We start from the raw sequence: 17,750 nt of genomic DNA, 5'->3' as shown, positions 1-17,750 counted from the left end.
GAGAGCCGCGCCGCCCCTGGACGGAGGGGTGGCGCGGCTCTCGGCTGTGGTGGGCGTCAGTAGGAGGAGCCGGATGCGCCCAGGGAGCCCGTCGGGTGCCACACCGTCTTGGTCTCCAGGAACGCCGTCAGACGGTCGATGCCGGGCGTCTCGGAGTAATCCACAGGCTGTGGACGCAGGACGCGCTTCAGGTTGTCGGCCGCCGCGACCTCCAGCTCCTTGGCCAACTCCTCGTCGGCGCCCGCGAGGTCGATCGCGTTGACGTCCTGGTGCGCGGCCAGCGGTGCCGCGAGCTCCGCCGTACGGCCGGAGAGGATGTTCACCACACCGCCCGGCACGTCGGAGGTGGCCAGCACCTCGGCCAGGGAGAGGGCCGGGAGCGGGGACTTCTCGCTCGCGATGACGACCGCCGTGTTGCCGGTGGCGATGACGGGCGCGAGCACCGAGACCAGGCCCAGGAAGGACGACTCCTGCGGGGCCACGACGGCCACCACACCCGTCGGCTCCGGCGAGGACAGGTTGAAGAACGGGCCCGCGACCGGGTTCGCGCCGCCGATCACCTGGGCGATCTTGTCGGTCCAGCCGGCGTACCAGACCCAGCGGTCGATCGTGGCGTCCACGACCGCCGCGGCCTTCGACTTCGACAGGCCCTCGGCGTCGGCCACTTCCCGGACGAACTGGTCCCTGCGGCCCTCCAGCATCTCCGCGACGCGGTAGAGGACCTGGCCGCGGTTGTACGCCGTGGCACCGGACCAGCCGCCGAACGCCTTGCGCGCGGCGACCACCGCGTCCCGGGCGTCCTTACGGCTCGACTGCGGTGCGTTGGCCAGCCAGTTGCCCTTTGCGTCGGTCACCTCGTACACCCGGCCGCTCTCGGAACGCGGGAACTTCCCGCCGACGTACAGCTTGTAGGTCTTGAAGACAGAAAGTCGGTCAGACATCGAGGTACGCCTCCAGGCCGTGGCGGCCGCCCTCGCGGCCGAAGCCCGACTCCTTGTAGCCGCCGAACGGCGAGGTCGGGTCGAACTTGTTGAACGTGTTGGACCAGATCACGCCCGCGCGGAGCTTGTTCGCGACCGCCAGGATCCGCGAGCCCTTCTCGGTCCAGATGCCCGCCGACAGGCCGTACTGCGTGTTGTTCGCCTTGGCGACCGCCTCGTCCGGGGTGCGGAAGGTGAGGACCGACAGCACCGGGCCGAAGATCTCGTCGCGGGCGATGGTGTGCGCCTGGGTGACGTTCGTGAACAGCGTCGGGGCGAACCAGTAGCCGGAGGAGGGGAGTTCACAGGCCGGGGACCAGCGCTCGGCGCCCTCCGCCTCGCCCCGCTCGGCCAGCGCGGTGATCCGGGCCAGCTGCTCGGCGGAGTTGATCGCGCCGATGTCGGTGTTCTTGTCCAGCGGGTCGCCGAGGCGGAGCGTGGTGAGGCGGCGCTTGAGGGAGTCGAGCAGCTCGTCCTGGATCGACTCCTGGACCAGCAGCCGGCTGCCCGCGCAGCAGACCTGGCCCTGGTTGAAGAAGATGCCGGTCACGATGCCCTCGACGGCCTGGTCGATCGGGGCGTCGTCGAAGACGATGTTGGCGCCCTTGCCGCCCAGTTCCAGGGTGAGCTTCTTCCGCGTGCCCGCGACCGTGCGCGCGATCTCCTTGCCGACGGCCGTGGAGCCCGTGAAGGCGACCTTGTTCACGTCCGGGTGCGCGACCAGCGCGGCGCCCGCGTCGCCGTAGCCCGGGAGGATGTTCACGACACCCTTGGGCAGGCCCGCCTGGCGGCAGATGTCCGCGAAGAACAGCGCGCTCAGCGGGGTGGTCTCCGCCGGCTTCAGCACGACCGTGTTGCCGGTCGCCAGCGCCGGGGCGATCTTCCACGCCAGCATGAGGAGGGGGAAGTTCCAGGGGATGACCTGGCCGGCCACGCCCAGCGGCTTCGGGTTCGCGCCGAAACCGGCGTGGTCGAGCTTGTCGGCCCAGCCCGCGTAGTAGAAGAAGTGCGCCGCCACCAGCGGGAGGTCGGCGTCCCTCGTCTCCTTGATCGGCTTGCCGTTGTCCAGCGTCTCCAGGACGGCCAGCTCGCGGCTGCGCTCCTGGATGATCCGGGCGATGCGGAACAGGTACTTGGCGCGCTCGGAGCCCGGCAGCGCCGACCACTTCTCGAAGGCCCTGCGGGCGGCCTTCACCGCGCGGTCGACGTCCGCCTCGCCGGCCTGCGCGACCTCGGACAGCACTTCTTCGGTGCTGGGCGACACCGTCTTGAAGACCTTGCCGTCGGCCGCCTCCGTGAACTCCCCGTCGATGAACAGGCCGTACGAGGGAGCGATGTCGACGTTTCCGCGGGACTCGGGCGCGGGTGCGTACTCAAAAGCCATGGGGGATCAGTCCACCGTCACGTAGTCGGGGCCGGAGTAGCGGCCGGTGGCCAGCTTCTGACGCTGCATCAGCAGGTCGTTCAGCAGCGAGGAGGCGCCGAAGCGGAACCAGTGGTTGTCCAGCCAGTCCTCGCCCGCGGTCTCGTTGACCAGGACCAGGAACTTGACGGCGTCCTTGGAGGTGCGGATGCCGCCGGCCGGCTTCACGCCGACCTGGACGCCGGTCTGGGCGCGGAAGTCCCGTACGGCCTCCAGCATGAGCAGGGTGTTGGCGGGGGTCGCGTTCACCGCCACCTTGCCGGTCGAGGTCTTGATGAAGTCGGCGCCGGCCAGCATGCCGAGCCAGGAGGCGCGGCGGATGTTGTCGTAGGTCGACAGCTCGCCGGTCTCGAAGATGACCTTCAGCCGGGCGCTGTCGCCGCAGGCGTCCTTCACGGCCACGATCTCGTCGTACACCTTCAGGTACTTGCCGGCGAGGAACGCGCCACGGTCGATGACCATGTCGATCTCGTCGGCGCCCGCGGCGACGGCGTCCCGCACGTCGGCCAGCTTCACGTCGAGGGCGGCACGGCCGGCCGGGAACGCGGTGGCGACCGAGGCGACCTTGACGCCGGAACCGGCGACGGCCTCCTTGGCGACGGCCACCATGTCCGGGTAGACGCAGACCGCGGCCGTCGTCGGGGCCGTACGGTCGGTGGGGTCGGGGTGGACCGCCTTGGCGCCGAGCGCCCGGACCTTGCCCGGGGTGTCCGCGCCTTCCAGCGTCGTCAGGTCGACCATCGAGATGGCGAGGTCGATGGCGTACGCCTTCGCGGTGGTCTTGATGGAACGGGTGCCGAGAGACGCGGCGCGCGCCTCCAGGCCGACCGCGTCGACGCCGGGCAGCCCGTGCAGGAAGCGGCGCAGCGTGCTGTCGGACGCGGTGACGTCAGCGAGAGCGTGTGCTGTGGGTGCAGTGGTGGGCATGGTCACCAGACGAGCATATCTACGCGCGTAGCAGATGTATAGCCCCGGTGCTCATATCCCGGCCGAAGATCACAGCTGAGCGCCGGTTCCGGGGCGCGTGGCGGCACCGCCGCCGGGGTCGTGCAGACTGGGCCCATGACCACCCCCGACCACCAGTCTCCCGCGTCACAGCCCCCGGGCCCCGCCGTCAAGGACCGGATCTACCGCTCGCCCATGGCGCTCGTGGGCGGCGTGCTGCTGCTCGCCGTCGTCGGCTGGCTCGGCTTCGACGCGCTGTTCCGGGGCCATGGCCGCACGCCGTGGCTGGCGCTCGCCGCGATGATCCTGATCGTGCCGCTGGTGATCGCCTTCACGCTCCGCCCGGCGGTCTTCGCGGGCGAGGACCGGCTGCGGGTGCGCAACCCGTTCCGGGTGATCAGCCTGCCCTGGGGAGAGATCGCCTCGCTGCGCTCCGGCTACTCCAACGAGGTCGTCGTGAAGTCCGGCGGCAAATACCAGCTGTGGTCGATCCCGGTATCGCTGCGGGCCCGCAAGAAGGCGGAGATGCGCAAGGCGCGGGCCGCGGGTCAGCCGGGCCGCGGCGGGGCGCCGGCGCGCCGCGGCCTCGGCTTCGGTTTCGGCGGCACGGGCGGCTTCGGCGGCGCCGGCGCCGCGGACGTCGCGGCCGGACCGACCCGCGCGGAGGCCGACCAGGCCATGGACGACCTGCGGGACCTGCTGGACCGGCGTGGCGAGGCGGAGTCGGCGCGGGGGGAGGTCACCGTGCGCTGGGCGTACGAGGTGATCGCGCCCACGCTGGCGGGTGCGGTGCTGCTGCTGATCCTGCTCGCCGCGGGGTGAGGCTGTCCCGGTCGAAGGGATCGGCGTCGAAGGGATCAGCGGGGGCCGGCCGGGGTGGGCCGGGGCTCGCGGCACGCGGCGGCGTGGGGTGTCGGCCGGGGCTCATGGCACGCGGCAGCGTGGGCTTTGGAACATGCGTGAGCCTCCGCCGCCGTTCGCCCTGGACGGATGGAACCTGCGGTTGAAGTTCATCGGGATGTCCAGCGCGAAGAAGTTCTTTCCGTCCCCCGTCCGCGCGCGCACGCGGATCTGGTGCTCGGCCACCGGCACCGCCTCGGGCAGCTGCAGGATCCAGGCCTGCTTCCAGGGCCCGGCCGGGGGATTGAGGTCCCGCGGCATGCTGGCGCCCATGCGCGCCAGCAGGTCGGGCAGCCGGTACCACCGGTCCAGCATCTTCACCGGACCGAACTTCATGATCACGTGGCAGGTGACCAGGGTCAGGTCGACGGTCTCCTTGAGGTGGCCGTCCATCTCGCAGCGGACCTGGTGACCGAGCCACGGCAGGGCGGGGGTCAGTGTGATGGTGAGGAGGTCCAGGACGTAGGTGTCGTCGCTGATGTCCTCCACCAGGGCCACACTCATCTCACTCACCCCGCAGTGTCGAATACGAACGCCCCTTCACCCGTTCGGGCGTGGGGAAACGATGGGAAGGAAGCCGACGGCCGTGCCGTCGGCGCGGGCGCCGACGGAAGGCGTTCGGGCGGGCACCACCGGCGGATCGGCCGGTGACGGAAGGGACGGCCGTCCGGACACCCGGCGTACGGCGCCCGGTGCCCGGCCATGGTGGGATGCGCACGGCGCGTGGGCCGTCGGACAATGGGCACAACCGGTGCTCCGGCCCGATTCCGGCGGGCCGGAGCTCCCCGAGATCGCGGGTGCTGGGCTACTTGCCGCCGCCCCAGTTCCCGCCGCCCCAGTTCCCGCCGTCCCAGTCGCCGCCGCCCCAGCCGTCGCGGTGGATCACGCGGAAGCTGGCCACCACACCGTCCTTGATGCGGATGTCGTCGACCTTCCCCACGTGGACACCGTCCGCGGAGCTGTGGGGGCCGACGGTGGCGATGGGGGCGCCGTTGTCGCAGACCACTCCGCGGAAGACCTCGACGGTCTTGTGGCTGTCGTTGCGGATGTTCAGACTCCGGGCGCCGAGGCCGCTGACCACGGTGATGCAGTCGCCCGGGTGGGCGGAGTACGACCGCTCGTTGATCTGGATCCGGCCCCAGTCGCCCTCCTCGCGCTTGCTCCAACCCTCGTTGCCCTTGCCCTGCCCGTTGTCGCCGCCGAGGGGCGCCGCGGCGGCAGCTGCCGGGGCTGACTGGGGCGCCGGGGCGGAGGCCGCCGAGGCGTAGGTGATGCCGGTCGCGGCCAGGGCGGCGGCGGATGCGACACCAGCAGTGACCACGGTGGAACGGGGGAGCTTCATATCGCTTCTCCTGTCTCCGGTTTCAGAGATACCGGCCCGTCAGCCGGCTCGTGAGTAAAAGTACCCACACCAGTCATATTGGTCATATAGGAAGACAGGTACGAGGGGCCAATAGGGGTATTTTCAGTGGTGTATCCGCTCTCCCGGGGAGCCTCGGCGGTCCATCAAATTGCCGTGAATAAAAGCAGATTGACCGACTATTAGGCCTTCCGGCGGATCTTCTGACGCATGCTCACCTCCGTCGTGTCGCAGCGTGTCGCACCGCGCCGCAGCGTGTCGCCGTGGCGGTGGGGGCGAGTCGTGCTAAGAGGGGCGCGCCGCTCGGTGCCGCGCGAAGGCTTTGCGGGAGGTGAAGGGCGGTTCTCCTCCGGGGAGTCGAGGGAAACCGGGGCCCTGGAACGACGAATGGGGTGCCCCGGGCCGGGGGCACCCCATCGGTGTCTTACGGGATCGGTGTCGTACGGGTCAGATGCCGGCGGCCGCCGACAGGTCCCGCTTGATCGCGGTGAGGAGTTCCGTCGCGCGGGCACGGGCGGCCGGAAGCGCCGCGTGGTCCGCGACCGGCACGACGACCTCCAGGTAGCACTTCAGCTTCGGCTCCGTGCCGCTCGGGCGGACGATCACGCGGGCGCCGTCGAGGGTGTAGCGCAGGCCGTCCGTGGGCGGCAGCGTCTGCGTGCCCCGGGTGAGGTCCTCGGCCCGGACGACGGCCAGGCCCGCCAGCTCGGTCGGCGGCTGCTCGCGCAGGCGGCGCATCGCGTCCGCGATGAGGGAGAGGTCCTGGACGCGGACGGAGAGCTGGTCGGTGGCGTGCAGGCCGTGGTCGACGGCGAGGTCGTCGAGGAGGTCCAGGAGGGTACGGCCCTCCTCCTTGAGCTGCGAGGCCAGCTCGGTGACGAGCAGGGCCGCCGTGATGCCGTCCTTGTCACGCACGCCCTCGGGGTCCACGCAGTAGCCGAGGGCCTCCTCGTAGCCGTAGCGCAGGCCGTCCACGCGGGCGATCCACTTGAAGCCGGTCAGCGTCTCCTCGTACGGCAGCCCCGCCTTCTCGGCGATCCGGCCGAGGAGGGAGGAGGAGACGATCGACTCGGCGAACACGCCGGTCGCGCCCCGGCGGACCAGGTGGGCGCCGAGCAGGGCACCCACCTCGTCACCGCGCAGCATGCGCCAGTCGGCGCCGTCCTTGACGGCCACGGCGCAGCGGTCGGCGTCGGGGTCGTTGGCGATGACCAGGTCCGGGTCCGTGGCGCGGGCCCGGGCGAAGGCCAGGTCCATCGCGCCCGGCTCCTCCGGGTTCGGGAAGGCCACCGTAGGGAAGTCCGGGTCCGGGTCGGCCTGCTCGGCGACCAGCACCGGCTCCGGGAAGCCGGCCCGGGCGAAGGCGGCCAGCAGGACGTCCTTGCCGACGCCGTGCATCGCCGTGTAGACGGTGCGGGCGGTGCGCGGGGAGCCCTCGGCCAGCACGGCGTCCGTACGGGCCAGATAGGCGTCCAGGACCGCGTCGTCCAGGGTCTCCCAGCCGGCGTCCGGTCGCGGTACGTCGTTCAGGGAGGCGATCGCGTCGATCTCGGCGGCGATCCCCGCGTCGGCGGGCGGCACGATCTGGGAGCCGTCGCCGAGGTAGACCTTGTAGCCGTTGTCCCGGGGCGGGTTGTGGCTGGCGGTGACCTCGACGCCCGCGACCGCACCGAGATGCCGGATGGCGTAGGCCAGGACCGGAGTGGGCAGCGGGCGGGGGAGTACGGCGGCGCGCAGGCCGGCGCCGGTCATCACGGCGGCGGTGTCGCGGGCGAAGTCGGCGGACTTGTGGCGGGCGTCGTAGCCGATGACGACGAGTCCGTCGCTCTGGCCGTTCTTCTTCAGGTACGCGGCGAGGCCGGCGGCTGCCCTGATGACGACGCTGCGGTTCATGCGCATCGGGCCGGCGCCCAGCTCGCCGCGGAGACCCGCGGTGCCGAACTGGAGGGTGCCGCTGAAACGGGCCGACAGTTCCGTGACGTCACCGGCCTCGATCAGCTTGGCCAGTTCGTCCCGGGTCTCCGGGTCCGGGTCCTCGGCGAGCCATGCGCTGGCCTTGGCCATGAGATCGTCGTGCACCTTGGGATCAACCTCTCCGTGGTTTGCCTGGTCCACTGGGGGCGCCGCCCCCAGACCCCCGTTTCCCGCCCGCCCGGAAACTGTCGCCGGCCGGAAGGCGGGCGGGGCAGGAGTACAGCGTCCGCTTACAGCTTGCCCAGCACCTGGCCCAGCAGCTGCCCCATCCGTGCCGCCGAGTCGCGGCCCGCCTGGAGGACCTCCTCGTGGTTGAGGGGCTCGCCGGTCATGCCGGCCGCGAGGTTGGTGACGAGGGAGATGCCCAGCACCTCGGCGCCGGCCTCGCGGGCGGCGATGGCCTCCAGGACCGTGGACATGCCGACCAGGTCCGCGCCGATGACGCGGGCCATGCGGATCTCGGCCGGGGTCTCGTAGTGCGGGCCGGGGAACTGCGCGTAGACACCCTCCTCCAGGGAGGGGTCGATCTCCTTGCACAGGGCGCGCAGGCGGGGCGAGTACAGGTCGGTCAGGTCGACGAAGTTGGCGCCGACGATCGGGGACGTCGCCGTCAGGTTGATGTGGTCGCTGATCAGGACCGGCTGGCCGGGGCGCATGCCCTCGCGCAGGCCGCCGCAGCCGTTGGTGAGGACCACGGTCTTGCAGCCGGCGGCGACGGCGGTGCGGACGCCGTGGGCGACGGCGGCGACGCCGCGGCCCTCGTAGTAGTGGGTGCGGCCCAGGAAGACCAGGGCGCGCTTGTCACCGAAGGAGTACGAGCGGATCTTGCCGCCGTGCCCCTCGACGGCCGGCGGCGGGAAGCCGGGCAGCTCGGTGACCTGGAACTCGGCGTCGGGTGCGCCCAGGGCGTCGACGGCCGGAGCCCAGCCGGAGCCCATCACGAGGGCGACGTCGTGGGTCTCGGCGCCGGTGAGTGCGCGAAGGCGCGCGGCGGCGGCGTCGGCGGCGGCGTACGGGTCGCCCTGGATGTCGTCCGGAAGAAGAGATGCGTTCACGAGGTCGAGGGTAGCCGGTGTTCGCCTACGCGCGTAGATGACAGACGTCACGGGATCGCGATCGTTGTCTTGTCGTTTCCGACGAAGGCAGCCGCGCGGGCGGTGCCGTCACTCGTCGGTGATGAGGATGTCCTTGTCGTTGAACACCTCGACGATGAAGATGAGCAGACGGCCGCGGCTCACCGTGTACTCCACCAGGATGTTCTGGGTGAGACGGATCGTGCGGTCGTCGCCGGTGGACCCTATGGGCCGGGACACCGGAAGGAAGGGGTCGCGGGCCAGCATGGCGATGCCCTTGTCGAACGCGTTCCGCTGCCGGTCGTCGAGGCGATCGCGAGCCTGTGCGGCCTGGACCGTGTAGTAGACGTCGTAGGTGGTCGTGGGGGGCATGCGCTCTCCCGTTGGTGCGTCGGTGCAGCCAATTCTAGAGTCGGCGCCCGCTCAGCAGGGGCGTTTCCGCAGCTCCATCACATAGTCGTGGGGCGCCCCGGCCGACTCCGCCGCGTCCGCGATCTCGCCCAGGTAGCGGGCGGAGGGCAGGCCGCCCTCGTAGCCGTTGAGGACGTACGTCCACGCGGCCTCCTCGCCGTCCAGGGTGTGCACGCGTACGCGTACCCGGCGGTAGAGGCCGTCGCCCACGCCCTCCCACCGGTCGAGGGACTCCTCGTCCAGGGGTGCGATGTCGTACAGGCCGACGAAGACCTGTGCCAGCGGGTCCTCGACGATCGTCGCCAGCGCCCCCTCGAAGTCCAGGTGCTCGCCGCCGAACGTCAGCCGCCAGCCGTTCAGCCAGCCCGTGGCGCGCAGCGGGGAGTGCGGGGCGCGGAAGGACATCAGGCGCGCGTCGAGGTTGCCGGCGTACGCGGCATAGAGCGACATGGGGAGAGCGTACGGCAGGGAAAGTCCCGTCACTCGCGCCCCGTATGACACTCGCGTGCGCCCCCGGGCAGTAGCACCTTGAAGCGTGCGGGACAATGGGGTACGTGACTCGGATCGTGATCATCGGTGGCGGACCCGGCGGATACGAAGCGGCCCTGGTGGCCGCCCAGCTCGGTGCGGAGGTGACCGTCGTCGACTGCGACGGTCTGGGCGGAGCGTCGGTGCTGACCGACTGCGTGCCGTCGAAGACGCTCATCGCCACGGCCGAGGTGATGACCACCTTCGACTCGTCGTACGAAGAGCTCGGCATCATCGTCGCCGACGACACCCCGCCGCTGGAGCAGGCGGCCCGGGTGGTCGGGGTGGACCTGGGGAAGGTCAACCGCCGGGTGAAGCGGCTGGCTCTCGCGCAGTCCCACGACATCACCGCCTCCGTCACGCGGGCCGGCGCCCGGGTCATGCGCGGACGCGGCCGGCTGGAGGGCATGCAGGGCCTCGACGGGTCCCGGAAGGTCGTCGTCACCGCCGCCGACGGCTCCGAGGAGACCCTCACCGCCGACGCCGTCCTCATCGCCACCGGCGGTCACCCGCGCGAGCTGCCCGACGCCCAGCCCGACGGCGAGCGCATCCTGAACTGGACCCAGGTCTACGACCTCACCGAGCTGCCGGAAGAGCTGATCGTGGTCGGGTCCGGTGTGACGGGTGCCGAGTTCGCAGGCGCCTACCAGGCCCTGGGCTCGAAGGTCACGCTCGTCTCCTCCCGGGACCGCGTGCTGCCCGGCGAGGACCCGGACGCCGCCGCCGTGCTGGAGGACGTCTTCCGTCGCCGGGGCATGAACGTCATGGCCCGCTCCCGCGCGCAGTCCGCCAAGCGCGTCGGCGACCGGGTCGAGGTGACGCTGGCCGACGGCCGGGTCATCGGCGGCAGCCACTGCCTCATGGCCGTCGGCGCCATTCCGAACAGCGCCGGGCTCGGCCTGGAGGAGGCGGGCGTCAAGCTGCGCGACTCCGGGCACATCTGGACCGACAAGGTGTCCAGGACGACCGCTCCCGGCGTGTACGCGGCCGGTGACGTGACCGGGGTCTTCGCCCTGGCCTCCGTCGCCGCCATGCAGGGACGTATCGCCATGTACCACTTCCTCGGCGACGCGGTGGCCCCGCTGAACCTGAAGACCGTCTCCTCGAACGTCTTCACCGACCCCGAGATCGCGACCGTCGGCTACTCGCAGGCGGACGTGGACGCGGGCAAGATCGACGCGAGGGTCGTCAAGCTCCCCCTCCTGCGGAACCCGCGCGCCAAGATGCAGGGCATCCGGGACGGCTTCGTGAAGATCTTCTGCCGGCCGGGCACGGGCATCGTCGTCGGCGGTGTGGTCGTGGCACCGCGCGCCTCGGAACTGATCCACCCCATCTCGATCGCCGTCGACAACAATCTGACGGTCGAACAGATCGCGAACGCGTTCACGGTGTACCCCTCCCTTTCGGGGTCGATCGCGGAGGTGGCCCGGCAGCTGCACACCCGCAAGGCGGGCGCGGAGGCCTGACGGCCGGATCCGACTTCCCGCTGGTCACGGGGAGTTGCCGCGTGTGCGTACGGCATAGGCGGGGCGACTAGGTCCTATACCACTTCCCGCCCTGCCATGCGAACAACTTCTGTTATTCGGCGCAAACTGCTGAAACCAGACGGTCGCTGGGGTTACTGTCAGTTTCGTGTTCGCTGCTGAACGTCGCCAATTGATCCTCGAAATGGTGCGAGCGAACGGAGCCGTGTCGCTCCGTGAGCTCGCCCGCGTCGTCCAGACCTCCGAAGTGACCGTACGGCGGGACGTGCGGGCACTGGAGGCAGAAGGACTCCTCGACCGCCGGCACGGCGGTGCGGTACTGCCGGGCGGTTTCACCCGCGAGTCGGGCTTCCCGCAGAAGTCCCATCTCGCGACCGCCGAGAAGACGGCCATCGCCGACCTCGCGGCGGGCCTCGTCGAAGAGGGCGAGGCCATCGTGGTCGGCGCGGGTACCACCACGCAGGAGCTGGCCCGCCGGCTCGCACGGGTGCCCGGCCTGACGGTGGTCACCAACTCCCTGCTGGTCGCCCAGGCGTTGGCCCATGCCAACCGGGTGGAGGTCGTGATGACCGGCGGCACCCTGCGCGGCTCCAACTACGCCCTCGTGGGCTCCGGTGCCGAGCAGTCCCTGCAGGGGCTGCGGGTGTCCAAGGCCTTCCTGTCGGGCAGCGGTCTGACGGCCGAGCGCGGGCTGTCCACCTCCAACATGCTCTCGGCGTCCGTCGACCGGGCCCTCGTCCAGGCCGCCGCGGAGGTCGTGGTCCTCGCGGACCACACCAAGCTCGGCACGGACACCATGTTCCAGACCGTGCCGACCGACCTCATCACGCGGCTCGTCACCGACGAGCCCCCGCCTCACGACGACCGTGCGGCCACCGAGTTGCAGGCCCTTGCCGACCAAGGGGTGCAGATCGCCGTGGCCGGGGCGAGCGGAGCCCCTCCGGGGGGTGAGCAGGCCCCGGCGCGGCGCGCGTCCCTGCCGGGGCCCAGGCGCGGCGTCCCCGGAGGTGGTTTGCGTGGAGTGCTGGGGGACCAGCCGGCGGGGGCCGAGCGGGGGCGCGTCGCCGATCTGCGGCGGCGTTAGCCGGCGGGCGTCCGCGCCGCAAACCCGGAACCCGGAAACGGGTCGGCCCCCGGCGGGTACCGGGGGCCGACTCACCGTCGTACGACGGCTGTTCAGTCCTTGATCTCGCAGATCGCCGCGCCGGAGGTGACGGACGCGCCGACCTCCGCGCTGAGGCCCTTGATGGTGCCCGCCTTGTGGGCGTTGAGGGGCTGTTCCATCTTCATGGCCTCCAGGACGACGACCAGGTCGCCCTCCTTGACCTCCTGGCCCTCCTCGACCGCGACCTTGACGATCGTGCCCTGCATCGGGGAGGCGAGGGTGTCACCGGAGGCGGCGGGGCCGGACTTCTTGGCCGCGCGGCGCTTGGGCTTGGCGCCGGCCGCGAGGCCGGTGCGGGCCAGGGACATGCCGAGGGAGGACGGGAGGGAGACCTCCAGGCGCTTGCCGCCGACCTCGACGACGACCGTCTCGCGGCCCGTCTCCTCCTCCGCCTCGACGTCGGCGGGGGCGGCGAACGGCTTGATCTCGTTGACGAACTCGGTCTCGATCCAGCGGGTGTGGACCGTGAACGGGTCGGCGGAGCCGGTGAGTTCGGGGGCGAACGCCGGGTCCCTGACCACCGCGCGGTGGAAGGGGATCGCCGTGGCCATGCCCTCCACCTGGAACTCGTCCAGGGCGCGGGCGGCGCGCTCCAGGGCCTCCTTGCGGGTACGGCCCGTCACGATCAGCTTGGCCAGCAGGGAGTCCCACGCCGGGCCGATCACGCTGCCGGACTCCACGCCCGCGTCCAGGCGGACACCGGGGCCGGACGGCGCGTCGAACCTGGTGACCGTACCCGGGGCCGGCAGGAAGTTGCGGCCGGGGTCCTCGCCGTTGATGCGGAACTCGAAGGAGTGGCCGCGCAGCGCCGGGTCGTCGTAGCCGAGCTCCTCGCCGTCGGCGATGCGGAACATCTCGCGCACCAGGTCGATTCCGGCGACCTCCTCGGTGACCGGGTGCTCGACCTGGAGGCGGGTGTTGACCTCCAGGAAGGAGATCGTGCCGTCCTGGCCGACCAGGAACTCGCAGGTGCCGGCGCCCTCGTAGCCGGCCTCCTTCAGGATGGCCTTGGAGGCGCGGTACAGCTCGGCGACCTGCTCGTCGGACAGGAAGGGCGCGGGGGCCTCCTCCACGAGCTTCTGGTGGCGGCGCTGCAGCGAGCAGTCACGGGTGGAGACGACGACCACGTTGCCGTGCTTGTCCGCCAGGCACTGGGTCTCCACGTGGCGCGGGCGGTCCAGGTAGCGCTCGACGAAGCACTCGCCGCGGCCGAAGGCGGCGACCGCCTCGCGGACCGCCGAGTCGTACAGCTCGGGGACCTCTTCGAGGGTCCGGGCGACCTTCAGGCCGCGGCCGCCGCCACCGAAGGCCGCCTTGATCGCGATGGGCAGACCGTGCTGCTCGGCGAAGGCGACGACCTCCTCGGCGCCGGAGACCGGGTCGGGGGTGCCGGCCACGAGGGGGGCGCCGGCACGCTGGGCGATGTGCCGCGCTGCGACCTTGTCACCCAGGTCGCGGATGGCCTGCGGGGGCGGGCCGATCCAGATCAGGCCCGCGTCCAGGACCGCCTGCGCGAAGTCGGCGTTCTCCGACAGGAAGCCGTAGCCCGGATGGACGGCGTCCGCACCGGACTCGCGCGCGGCGTTCAGGATCTTGTCGATGACCAGGTAACTGGTGGCCGGGGTGTCACCGCCCAGGGCGAACGCCTCATCCGCGGCGCGGACATGCAGAGCGTCCCGGTCCGGGTCGGCGTAGACGGCCACGCTCGCGATCCCGGCGTCCCGGCAGGCCCGGGCCACGCGGACAGCGATTTCGCCACGGTTGGCGATGAGCACCTTGCGCACGATTGAGGCTCCCTCCTTGAAACAAGCCGAGTTTAGGGACTGCCGACACGGCACTTCGACCCATCCCCAATGGTGAGCTTGCCCACACGGAGCGTGATTCGAGGCTCGCTCGACCGGCGAAAACCCGTGTCGCACCGGTTGTACGCAGGGGTCCTCCGGAAAACCCTAGCCCGGTCATGTGGTCAAGGTCTCTGTGAGAGCGTGCCGCGGCCCACTCTGTTTCTTTGTCGAGTCCCTACGAATGGCCCAATGATTCTTTGCTGCCGCGCGAACCCTTGTCCCACGGTTTACCCGTTAGTAGCGTTCATGACGACTCGAACGTACCTGCAGTAACAAGACGCTGGCTCGAGAGTGGGTGGGGACCGGTGGTGCGCAGACCGGTGGCATGGGTCGTGGCGATCGTCCTCCTGGCGGAGGCGTTCTTCATCGCGGCGCTGAACTGGTTCCTCGGAGTGGTCGTCGACCGGCAGAAGATGTCGCTGGCCGGCCTCGATCCGCACGTGATGTCGATGTCCTCGAAGATCGGCGGCGTCGTCTTCGGCCTCTACTTCGCGCTGTGCGCGCTGGTCGCCGTCCTGGTCGCCGTGCGCGACCGCGCCCCCGCGGGCTTCGGCCGGATCCTGCTGATCAGCGCGGCGGTCGTCCACGGCCTGCTGGGCGCCTTCACGTGGGGCCCGGTCGGCGTGAGCGCGTTCCTGTTCATGGTGGTGGTCCTCGGCCTCATCGTCCTGCTGCTGGTGACGTACGACCGTGACGGCGGGCCGGAGCCGGCCGGGCCCGGCGGCGCGGGGCAGGGCGGTGACCCGAAGGCCGAGGCCGGGCCCGAACCGGCCACGGCCCCGGATGCGGCGGCCGTACCGGCCCCCCGTACGGACGAACCCCAGGACGGGGACGACGAGCCGCAGGACGCCGTGCCCGCCCAGGTCACTCGGCCGGTGACCACAACTCCGTGATCCCGACGCCCAGTTCGGCCAGCAGCTTGCGCACCAGGGGCAGGCTGATGCCGATCACGTTGCCGTGGTCGCCGTCGATGCCCTCGATGAACGGCGCCGACAGGCCGTCCAGGGTGAACGCGCCGGCGACGTAGAGGGGCTCGCCCGAGGCGACGTACGCGGCGATCTCCTCGTCGGTCGGTTCGCCGAAGCGGACGACGGTGGAGGCGGTCCCGGACACGTACCGCTTGGCGGTCGTGTCCCAGATGCAGTGCCCCGTCTGGAGGGTCCCGGCGCGCCCGCGCATCGCCTTCCAGCGGGCGGTCGCCTCCTCGGCGTCGGCGGGCTTGCCGAGGGCCTGCCCGTCCAGCTCCAGCACCGAGTCGCAGCCGATCACCAGGGCGCCCTGCACCTCCGGCTTCGCCGCCACGACCGAGGCCTTCGCCTCGGCCAGGGCGAGTGCCAGCTCCGCCGGGGTGGGGGCGGTGACGGCGTCCTCGTCGACGCCGCTCACGATCACCTCCGGTGAGAGGCCGGCCTGCTTCAGCAGGCCCAGGCGGGCGGGGGACTGGGAGGCGAGGATCAAGCGGCGGCGTGGCTTGGCAGTCATGCGGTCAGGGTAGCGGCGGCGCCGCGCTTGCTCAGGCCGAGTCATCGCAGGCCGAGTCATCTCAGGCCGATGACCAGCATCGCCAGGATCATGGCCAGGGCCATGAGGAAGCCGAGCCGCCGGAGCATGTCATGCGCTTCGCGCATGTCCTCCGGCGGCTCGTCTTCGGGGTCTGACCACAGCACGCCACCAGCGTGCGGCCTCGGCCGTGGAGGGCGCCTGAGTAGACGTACTCAAGTTGGCGCCCGTGTTCGCTCCCCTGTGCGCCCACGCGGCGGAGCCGCACAGCGGTACAGCCTCGCGCCCCTGAGGGTGATACCCCTCAGCCTGGCCAGTAGGTGCGGGTCCATGACGCCGGCCCAGGCTGGGGAAGCCGGGCCGAGGCGATCCTGCTCGGGTCGGACCACGCGTCCCTCGGGCCCTGAGCGCCGGGCGGCGCTGCCGCTGCCGCCGCGGCGCGGGCGCGGACCACCGCCAGGGCGGCGGCCAGCTCCTCCGGGGTCGGGTTGCCCCGTACGACTCTGATCGTCACAGCGGGCTCCTTTACAGGGGGATGTTGCCGTGCTTCTTCGGAGGCAGGGATTCCCGCTTGGTGCGCAGCTGACGCAGGCCGCGGACGATGTGGGCGCGGGTGTCGGACGGCATGATCACGGCGTCGATGTAGCCGCGCTCGGCCGCGATGTAGGGGTTGAGGAGGGTGTCCTCGTACTCCTGGATCAGCCGGGCCCGGGTGGCCTCACCCTGTCCGGCGGACTCCGCCTCGGCGATGGTGCGGCGGTGCAGGATGTTGACCGCGCCCTGGGCGCCCATGACGGCGATCTGGGCGGTCGGCCAGGCCAGGTTGAGGTCGGCGCCCAGGTGCTTGGAGCCCATGACGTCGTAGGCGCCGCCGAAGGCCTTGCGGGTGATGACCGTGATGAGCGGGACGGTGGCCTCGGCGTACGCGTAGATCAGCTTGGCGCCGCGCCGGATGATGCCGGTGTGCTCCTGGTCGACGCCCGGCAGGAAGCCGGGGACGTCCACGAAGGTCAGCACCGGGACGTTGAAGGCGTCGCAGGTGCGCACGAAGCGGGCGGCCTTCTCGGAGGCGTCGATGTCCAGGCAGCCGGCGAACTGCATCGGCTGGTTGGCGACGACACCGACCGGGTGGCCCTCGACCCGGCCGAACCCGGTGACCATGTTCGGCGCGAACAGGGCCTGCGTCTCGAAGAACTCGGCGTCGTCCAGGACGTGTTCGACCACCGTGCGGATGTCGTACGGCTGGTTCGCGCTGTCCGGGACCAGGGTGTCCAGCTCGCGGTCCTCGTCGTTGACCGTGAGGTCGGCCTCCTCGGGGAAGGCCGGGGGCTCGGAGAGGTTGTTGGACGGCAGGTACGACAGCAGCTGCTTGACGTACTCGATGGCGTCCTTCTCGTCGCCGGCCATGTGGTGGGCGACACCGGAGGTCGCGTTGTGGGTGCGGGCGCCGCCCAGTTCCTCGAAGCCGACGTCCTCGCCGGTGACGGTCTTGATGACGTCCGGGCCGGTGATGAACATGTGCGAGGTCTGGTCGACCATGACCGTGAAGTCGGTGATGGCCGGGGAGTAGACCGCGCCGCCCGCGCAGGGGCCGACGACCAGGCTGATCTGCGGGATCACACCCGAGGCATGGGTGTTGCGGCGGAAGATCTCGCCGTACGCGCCGAGCGAGGCCACACCTTCCTGGATGCGGGCGCCGCCGGAGTCGTTGATGCCGATGACCGGGCAGCCGGTCTTCAGCGCGAAGTCCATGACCTTGACGATCTTCTGGCCGTAGACCTCGCCGAGGGCGCCGCCGAAGACGGTGAAGTCCTGGGAGAACACGGCGACCGGCCGGCCGTCCACGGTTCCGTAGCCGGTGACCACGCCGTCGCCGTAGGGGCGGTTCTTCTCCAGGCCGAAGTTCGTGGAACGGTGGCGGGCGAACTCGTCCAGCTCGACGAAGGAACCCTCGTCGAGGAGGAGCTCGATCCGCTCACGGGCCGTCAGCTTGCCCTTCGCGTGCTGCTTTTCGACGGCGCGCTCCGAGCCGGCGTGCGTCGCCTCATGGATACGGCGCTGCAGATCCGCGAGCTTGCCCGCGGTCGTGTGGATGTCGATCTCGTGGCGCTCTTCCGGCTCGGACATCGGGATCGCGGCTCCCTGCCTGCTCAAAAGGGGGGA

Annotated in this window: 17 protein-coding genes and 1 pseudogene; 4 read left to right on the top strand and 14 right to left on the bottom strand. The window is 71.0% G+C overall.

What is annotated here, in order from left to right:
* Nucleotides 1–56 precede the first annotated feature (56 nt).
* From FB563_RS09530 to deoC, 3 genes are read right to left on the bottom strand one after another with little or no spacing between them, the layout of a single operon-like run.
* Nucleotides 57–941, bottom strand: coding sequence for an aldehyde dehydrogenase family protein (locus tag FB563_RS09530; RefSeq protein WP_055710043.1), 885 nt, complete (start codon nucleotides 939–941; stop codon nucleotides 57–59).
* Nucleotides 934–2,364 carry an aldehyde dehydrogenase family protein gene (locus tag FB563_RS09525; protein ID WP_055710044.1) on the bottom strand — a complete coding sequence of 477 codons (1,431 nt, stop codon included), beginning with the start codon at nucleotides 2,362–2,364 and terminating at the stop codon, nucleotides 934–936. Before FB563_RS09525 ends, FB563_RS09530 begins: the two co-directional genes overlap by 8 nt.
* Nucleotides 2,365–2,370: 6 nt before the next feature.
* Nucleotides 2,371–3,330, bottom strand: coding sequence for a deoxyribose-phosphate aldolase (gene deoC, locus FB563_RS09520; RefSeq protein WP_055710045.1), 960 nt, complete (start codon nucleotides 3,328–3,330; stop codon nucleotides 2,371–2,373).
* A gap of 135 nt (nucleotides 3,331–3,465) precedes the next feature.
* Here deoC and FB563_RS09515 point away from each other — a divergent pair, with 135 nt between their 5' ends.
* On the top strand, nucleotides 3,466–4,170 hold the full coding sequence (locus FB563_RS09515; RefSeq protein ID WP_055710046.1) for a PH domain-containing protein: 705 nt from the start codon (nucleotides 3,466–3,468) through the stop codon (nucleotides 4,168–4,170).
* 102 nt (nucleotides 4,171–4,272) lie between these two features.
* Here FB563_RS09515 and FB563_RS09510 read toward each other — a convergent pair whose 3' ends face one another.
* The 6 genes from FB563_RS09510 to FB563_RS09485 all read right to left on the bottom strand — a co-directional run bounded on the left by FB563_RS09510 (nucleotide 4,273) and on the right by FB563_RS09485 (nucleotide 9,516).
* Nucleotides 4,273–4,752, bottom strand: a complete 480-nt coding sequence (locus FB563_RS09510; RefSeq protein WP_142218589.1) for a hypothetical protein — start codon at nucleotides 4,750–4,752, stop codon at nucleotides 4,273–4,275.
* 301 nt (nucleotides 4,753–5,053) lie between these two features.
* The gene (locus tag FB563_RS09505; protein ID WP_055707886.1) at nucleotides 5,054–5,590 is read right to left on the bottom strand and encodes a hypothetical protein; all 537 of its coding nucleotides are present in this window, start codon (nucleotides 5,588–5,590) and stop codon (nucleotides 5,054–5,056) included.
* A 465-nt stretch (nucleotides 5,591–6,055) separates the two neighbouring features.
* A complete protein-coding gene (locus FB563_RS09500) occupies nucleotides 6,056–7,687 on the bottom strand; it encodes a phospho-sugar mutase (protein WP_055707885.1) in 1,632 nt (543 codons plus the stop codon).
* A gap of 125 nt (nucleotides 7,688–7,812) precedes the next feature.
* Nucleotides 7,813–8,637, bottom strand: coding sequence for a purine-nucleoside phosphorylase (locus tag FB563_RS09495; protein WP_055707884.1), 825 nt, complete (start codon nucleotides 8,635–8,637; stop codon nucleotides 7,813–7,815).
* Between the two features lie 108 nt (nucleotides 8,638–8,745).
* The gene (locus FB563_RS09490; RefSeq protein ID WP_055707883.1) at nucleotides 8,746–9,027 is read right to left on the bottom strand and encodes a type II toxin-antitoxin system RelE family toxin; all 282 of its coding nucleotides are present in this window, start codon (nucleotides 9,025–9,027) and stop codon (nucleotides 8,746–8,748) included.
* 51 nt (nucleotides 9,028–9,078) lie between these two features.
* Complete coding sequence (locus tag FB563_RS09485; RefSeq protein WP_055707882.1) at nucleotides 9,079–9,516, bottom strand: gamma-glutamylcyclotransferase family protein; 438 nt, start codon at nucleotides 9,514–9,516, stop codon at nucleotides 9,079–9,081.
* Nucleotides 9,517–9,611: 95 nt separating this feature from the next.
* Between FB563_RS09485 and FB563_RS09480 the strand changes: the two genes are divergently transcribed.
* Both FB563_RS09480 and FB563_RS09475 read left to right on the top strand, forming a co-directional pair.
* Nucleotides 9,612–11,060 carry an NAD(P)H-quinone dehydrogenase gene (locus FB563_RS09480; protein WP_055707881.1) on the top strand — a complete coding sequence of 483 codons (1,449 nt, stop codon included), beginning with the start codon at nucleotides 9,612–9,614 and terminating at the stop codon, nucleotides 11,058–11,060.
* A gap of 166 nt (nucleotides 11,061–11,226) precedes the next feature.
* Entirely contained in the window at nucleotides 11,227–12,162 is a 936-nt protein-coding gene (locus tag FB563_RS09475; RefSeq protein WP_079048921.1) for a DeoR/GlpR family DNA-binding transcription regulator, read from the top strand.
* Between the two features lie 92 nt (nucleotides 12,163–12,254).
* On the opposite strand, the gene FB563_RS09470 is transcribed toward FB563_RS09475, so the two are convergent.
* Complete coding sequence (locus tag FB563_RS09470) at nucleotides 12,255–14,027, bottom strand: acetyl/propionyl/methylcrotonyl-CoA carboxylase subunit alpha (protein ID WP_055707879.1); 1,773 nt, start codon at nucleotides 14,025–14,027, stop codon at nucleotides 12,255–12,257.
* A 365-nt stretch (nucleotides 14,028–14,392) separates the two neighbouring features.
* On the opposite strand from FB563_RS09470, the pseudogene FB563_RS09465 reads away from it, so the two are divergent.
* A pseudogene (locus FB563_RS09465) lies at nucleotides 14,393–14,783 on the top strand (hypothetical protein); the annotation flags it as partial.
* Nucleotides 14,784–14,951: 168 nt separating this feature from the next.
* On the opposite strand, the gene FB563_RS09460 reads toward FB563_RS09465, so the two are convergent.
* The 4 genes from FB563_RS09460 to FB563_RS09450 all read right to left on the bottom strand — a co-directional run bounded on the left by FB563_RS09460 (nucleotide 14,952) and on the right by FB563_RS09450 (nucleotide 17,714).
* Nucleotides 14,952–15,569 carry a Maf family protein gene (locus FB563_RS09460; RefSeq protein ID WP_079048920.1) on the bottom strand — a complete coding sequence of 206 codons (618 nt, stop codon included), beginning with the start codon at nucleotides 15,567–15,569 and terminating at the stop codon, nucleotides 14,952–14,954.
* Between the two features lie 56 nt (nucleotides 15,570–15,625).
* Entirely contained in the window at nucleotides 15,626–15,754 is a 129-nt protein-coding gene (mmpB, locus tag FB563_RS44890; protein WP_267888658.1) for a morphogenic membrane protein MmpB, read from the bottom strand.
* 137 nt (nucleotides 15,755–15,891) lie between these two features.
* Nucleotides 15,892–16,101 (bottom strand): acyl-CoA carboxylase epsilon subunit, encoded by a 210-nt coding sequence (locus tag FB563_RS09455; protein WP_079048919.1) that lies wholly within the window; start codon nucleotides 16,099–16,101, stop codon nucleotides 15,892–15,894.
* Between the two features lie 11 nt (nucleotides 16,102–16,112).
* Complete coding sequence (locus FB563_RS09450) at nucleotides 16,113–17,714, bottom strand: acyl-CoA carboxylase subunit beta (protein WP_055707877.1); 1,602 nt, start codon at nucleotides 17,712–17,714, stop codon at nucleotides 16,113–16,115.
* Nucleotides 17,715–17,750: the final 36 nt, after the last annotated feature.

The sequence above is a fragment of the Streptomyces puniciscabiei genome (assembly GCF_006715785.1).
GTDB classification, from domain to species: Bacteria; Actinomycetota; Actinomycetes; order Streptomycetales; family Streptomycetaceae; genus Streptomyces; species Streptomyces puniciscabiei.
Note: the sequence above shows the minus strand (reverse complement) of the source record. Positions and strands in the feature narration are given on the sequence as shown.

What these genes read in the sequence shown, in the direction of transcription:
- deoC (WP_055710045.1), bottom strand. Translation starts at nt 3,330, where the DNA reads ATGCCCACCACTGCACCCACAGCACACGCTCTCGCTGACGTCACCGCG.
- FB563_RS09450 (WP_055707877.1), bottom strand. Translation starts at nt 17,714, where the DNA reads ATGTCCGAGCCGGAAGAGCGCCACGAGATCGACATCCACACGACCGCG.
- FB563_RS09490 (WP_055707883.1), bottom strand. Translation starts at nt 9,027, where the DNA reads ATGCCCCCCACGACCACCTACGACGTCTACTACACGGTCCAGGCCGCA.
- FB563_RS09485 (WP_055707882.1), bottom strand. Translation starts at nt 9,516, where the DNA reads ATGTCGCTCTATGCCGCGTACGCCGGCAACCTCGACGCGCGCCTGATG.
- FB563_RS09480 (WP_055707881.1), top strand. Translation starts at nt 9,612, where the DNA reads ATGGGGTACGTGACTCGGATCGTGATCATCGGTGGCGGACCCGGCGGA.
- FB563_RS09510 (WP_142218589.1), bottom strand. Translation starts at nt 4,752, where the DNA reads ATGAGTGTGGCCCTGGTGGAGGACATCAGCGACGACACCTACGTCCTG.
- FB563_RS09515 (WP_055710046.1), top strand. Translation starts at nt 3,466, where the DNA reads ATGACCACCCCCGACCACCAGTCTCCCGCGTCACAGCCCCCGGGCCCC.
- FB563_RS09505 (WP_055707886.1), bottom strand. Translation starts at nt 5,590, where the DNA reads ATGAAGCTCCCCCGTTCCACCGTGGTCACTGCTGGTGTCGCATCCGCC.
- FB563_RS09525 (WP_055710044.1), bottom strand. Translation starts at nt 2,364, where the DNA reads ATGGCTTTTGAGTACGCACCCGCGCCCGAGTCCCGCGGAAACGTCGAC.
- FB563_RS09530 (WP_055710043.1), bottom strand. Translation starts at nt 941, where the DNA reads ATGTCTGACCGACTTTCTGTCTTCAAGACCTACAAGCTGTACGTCGGC.
- FB563_RS09460 (WP_079048920.1), bottom strand. Translation starts at nt 15,569, where the DNA reads ATGACTGCCAAGCCACGCCGCCGCTTGATCCTCGCCTCCCAGTCCCCC.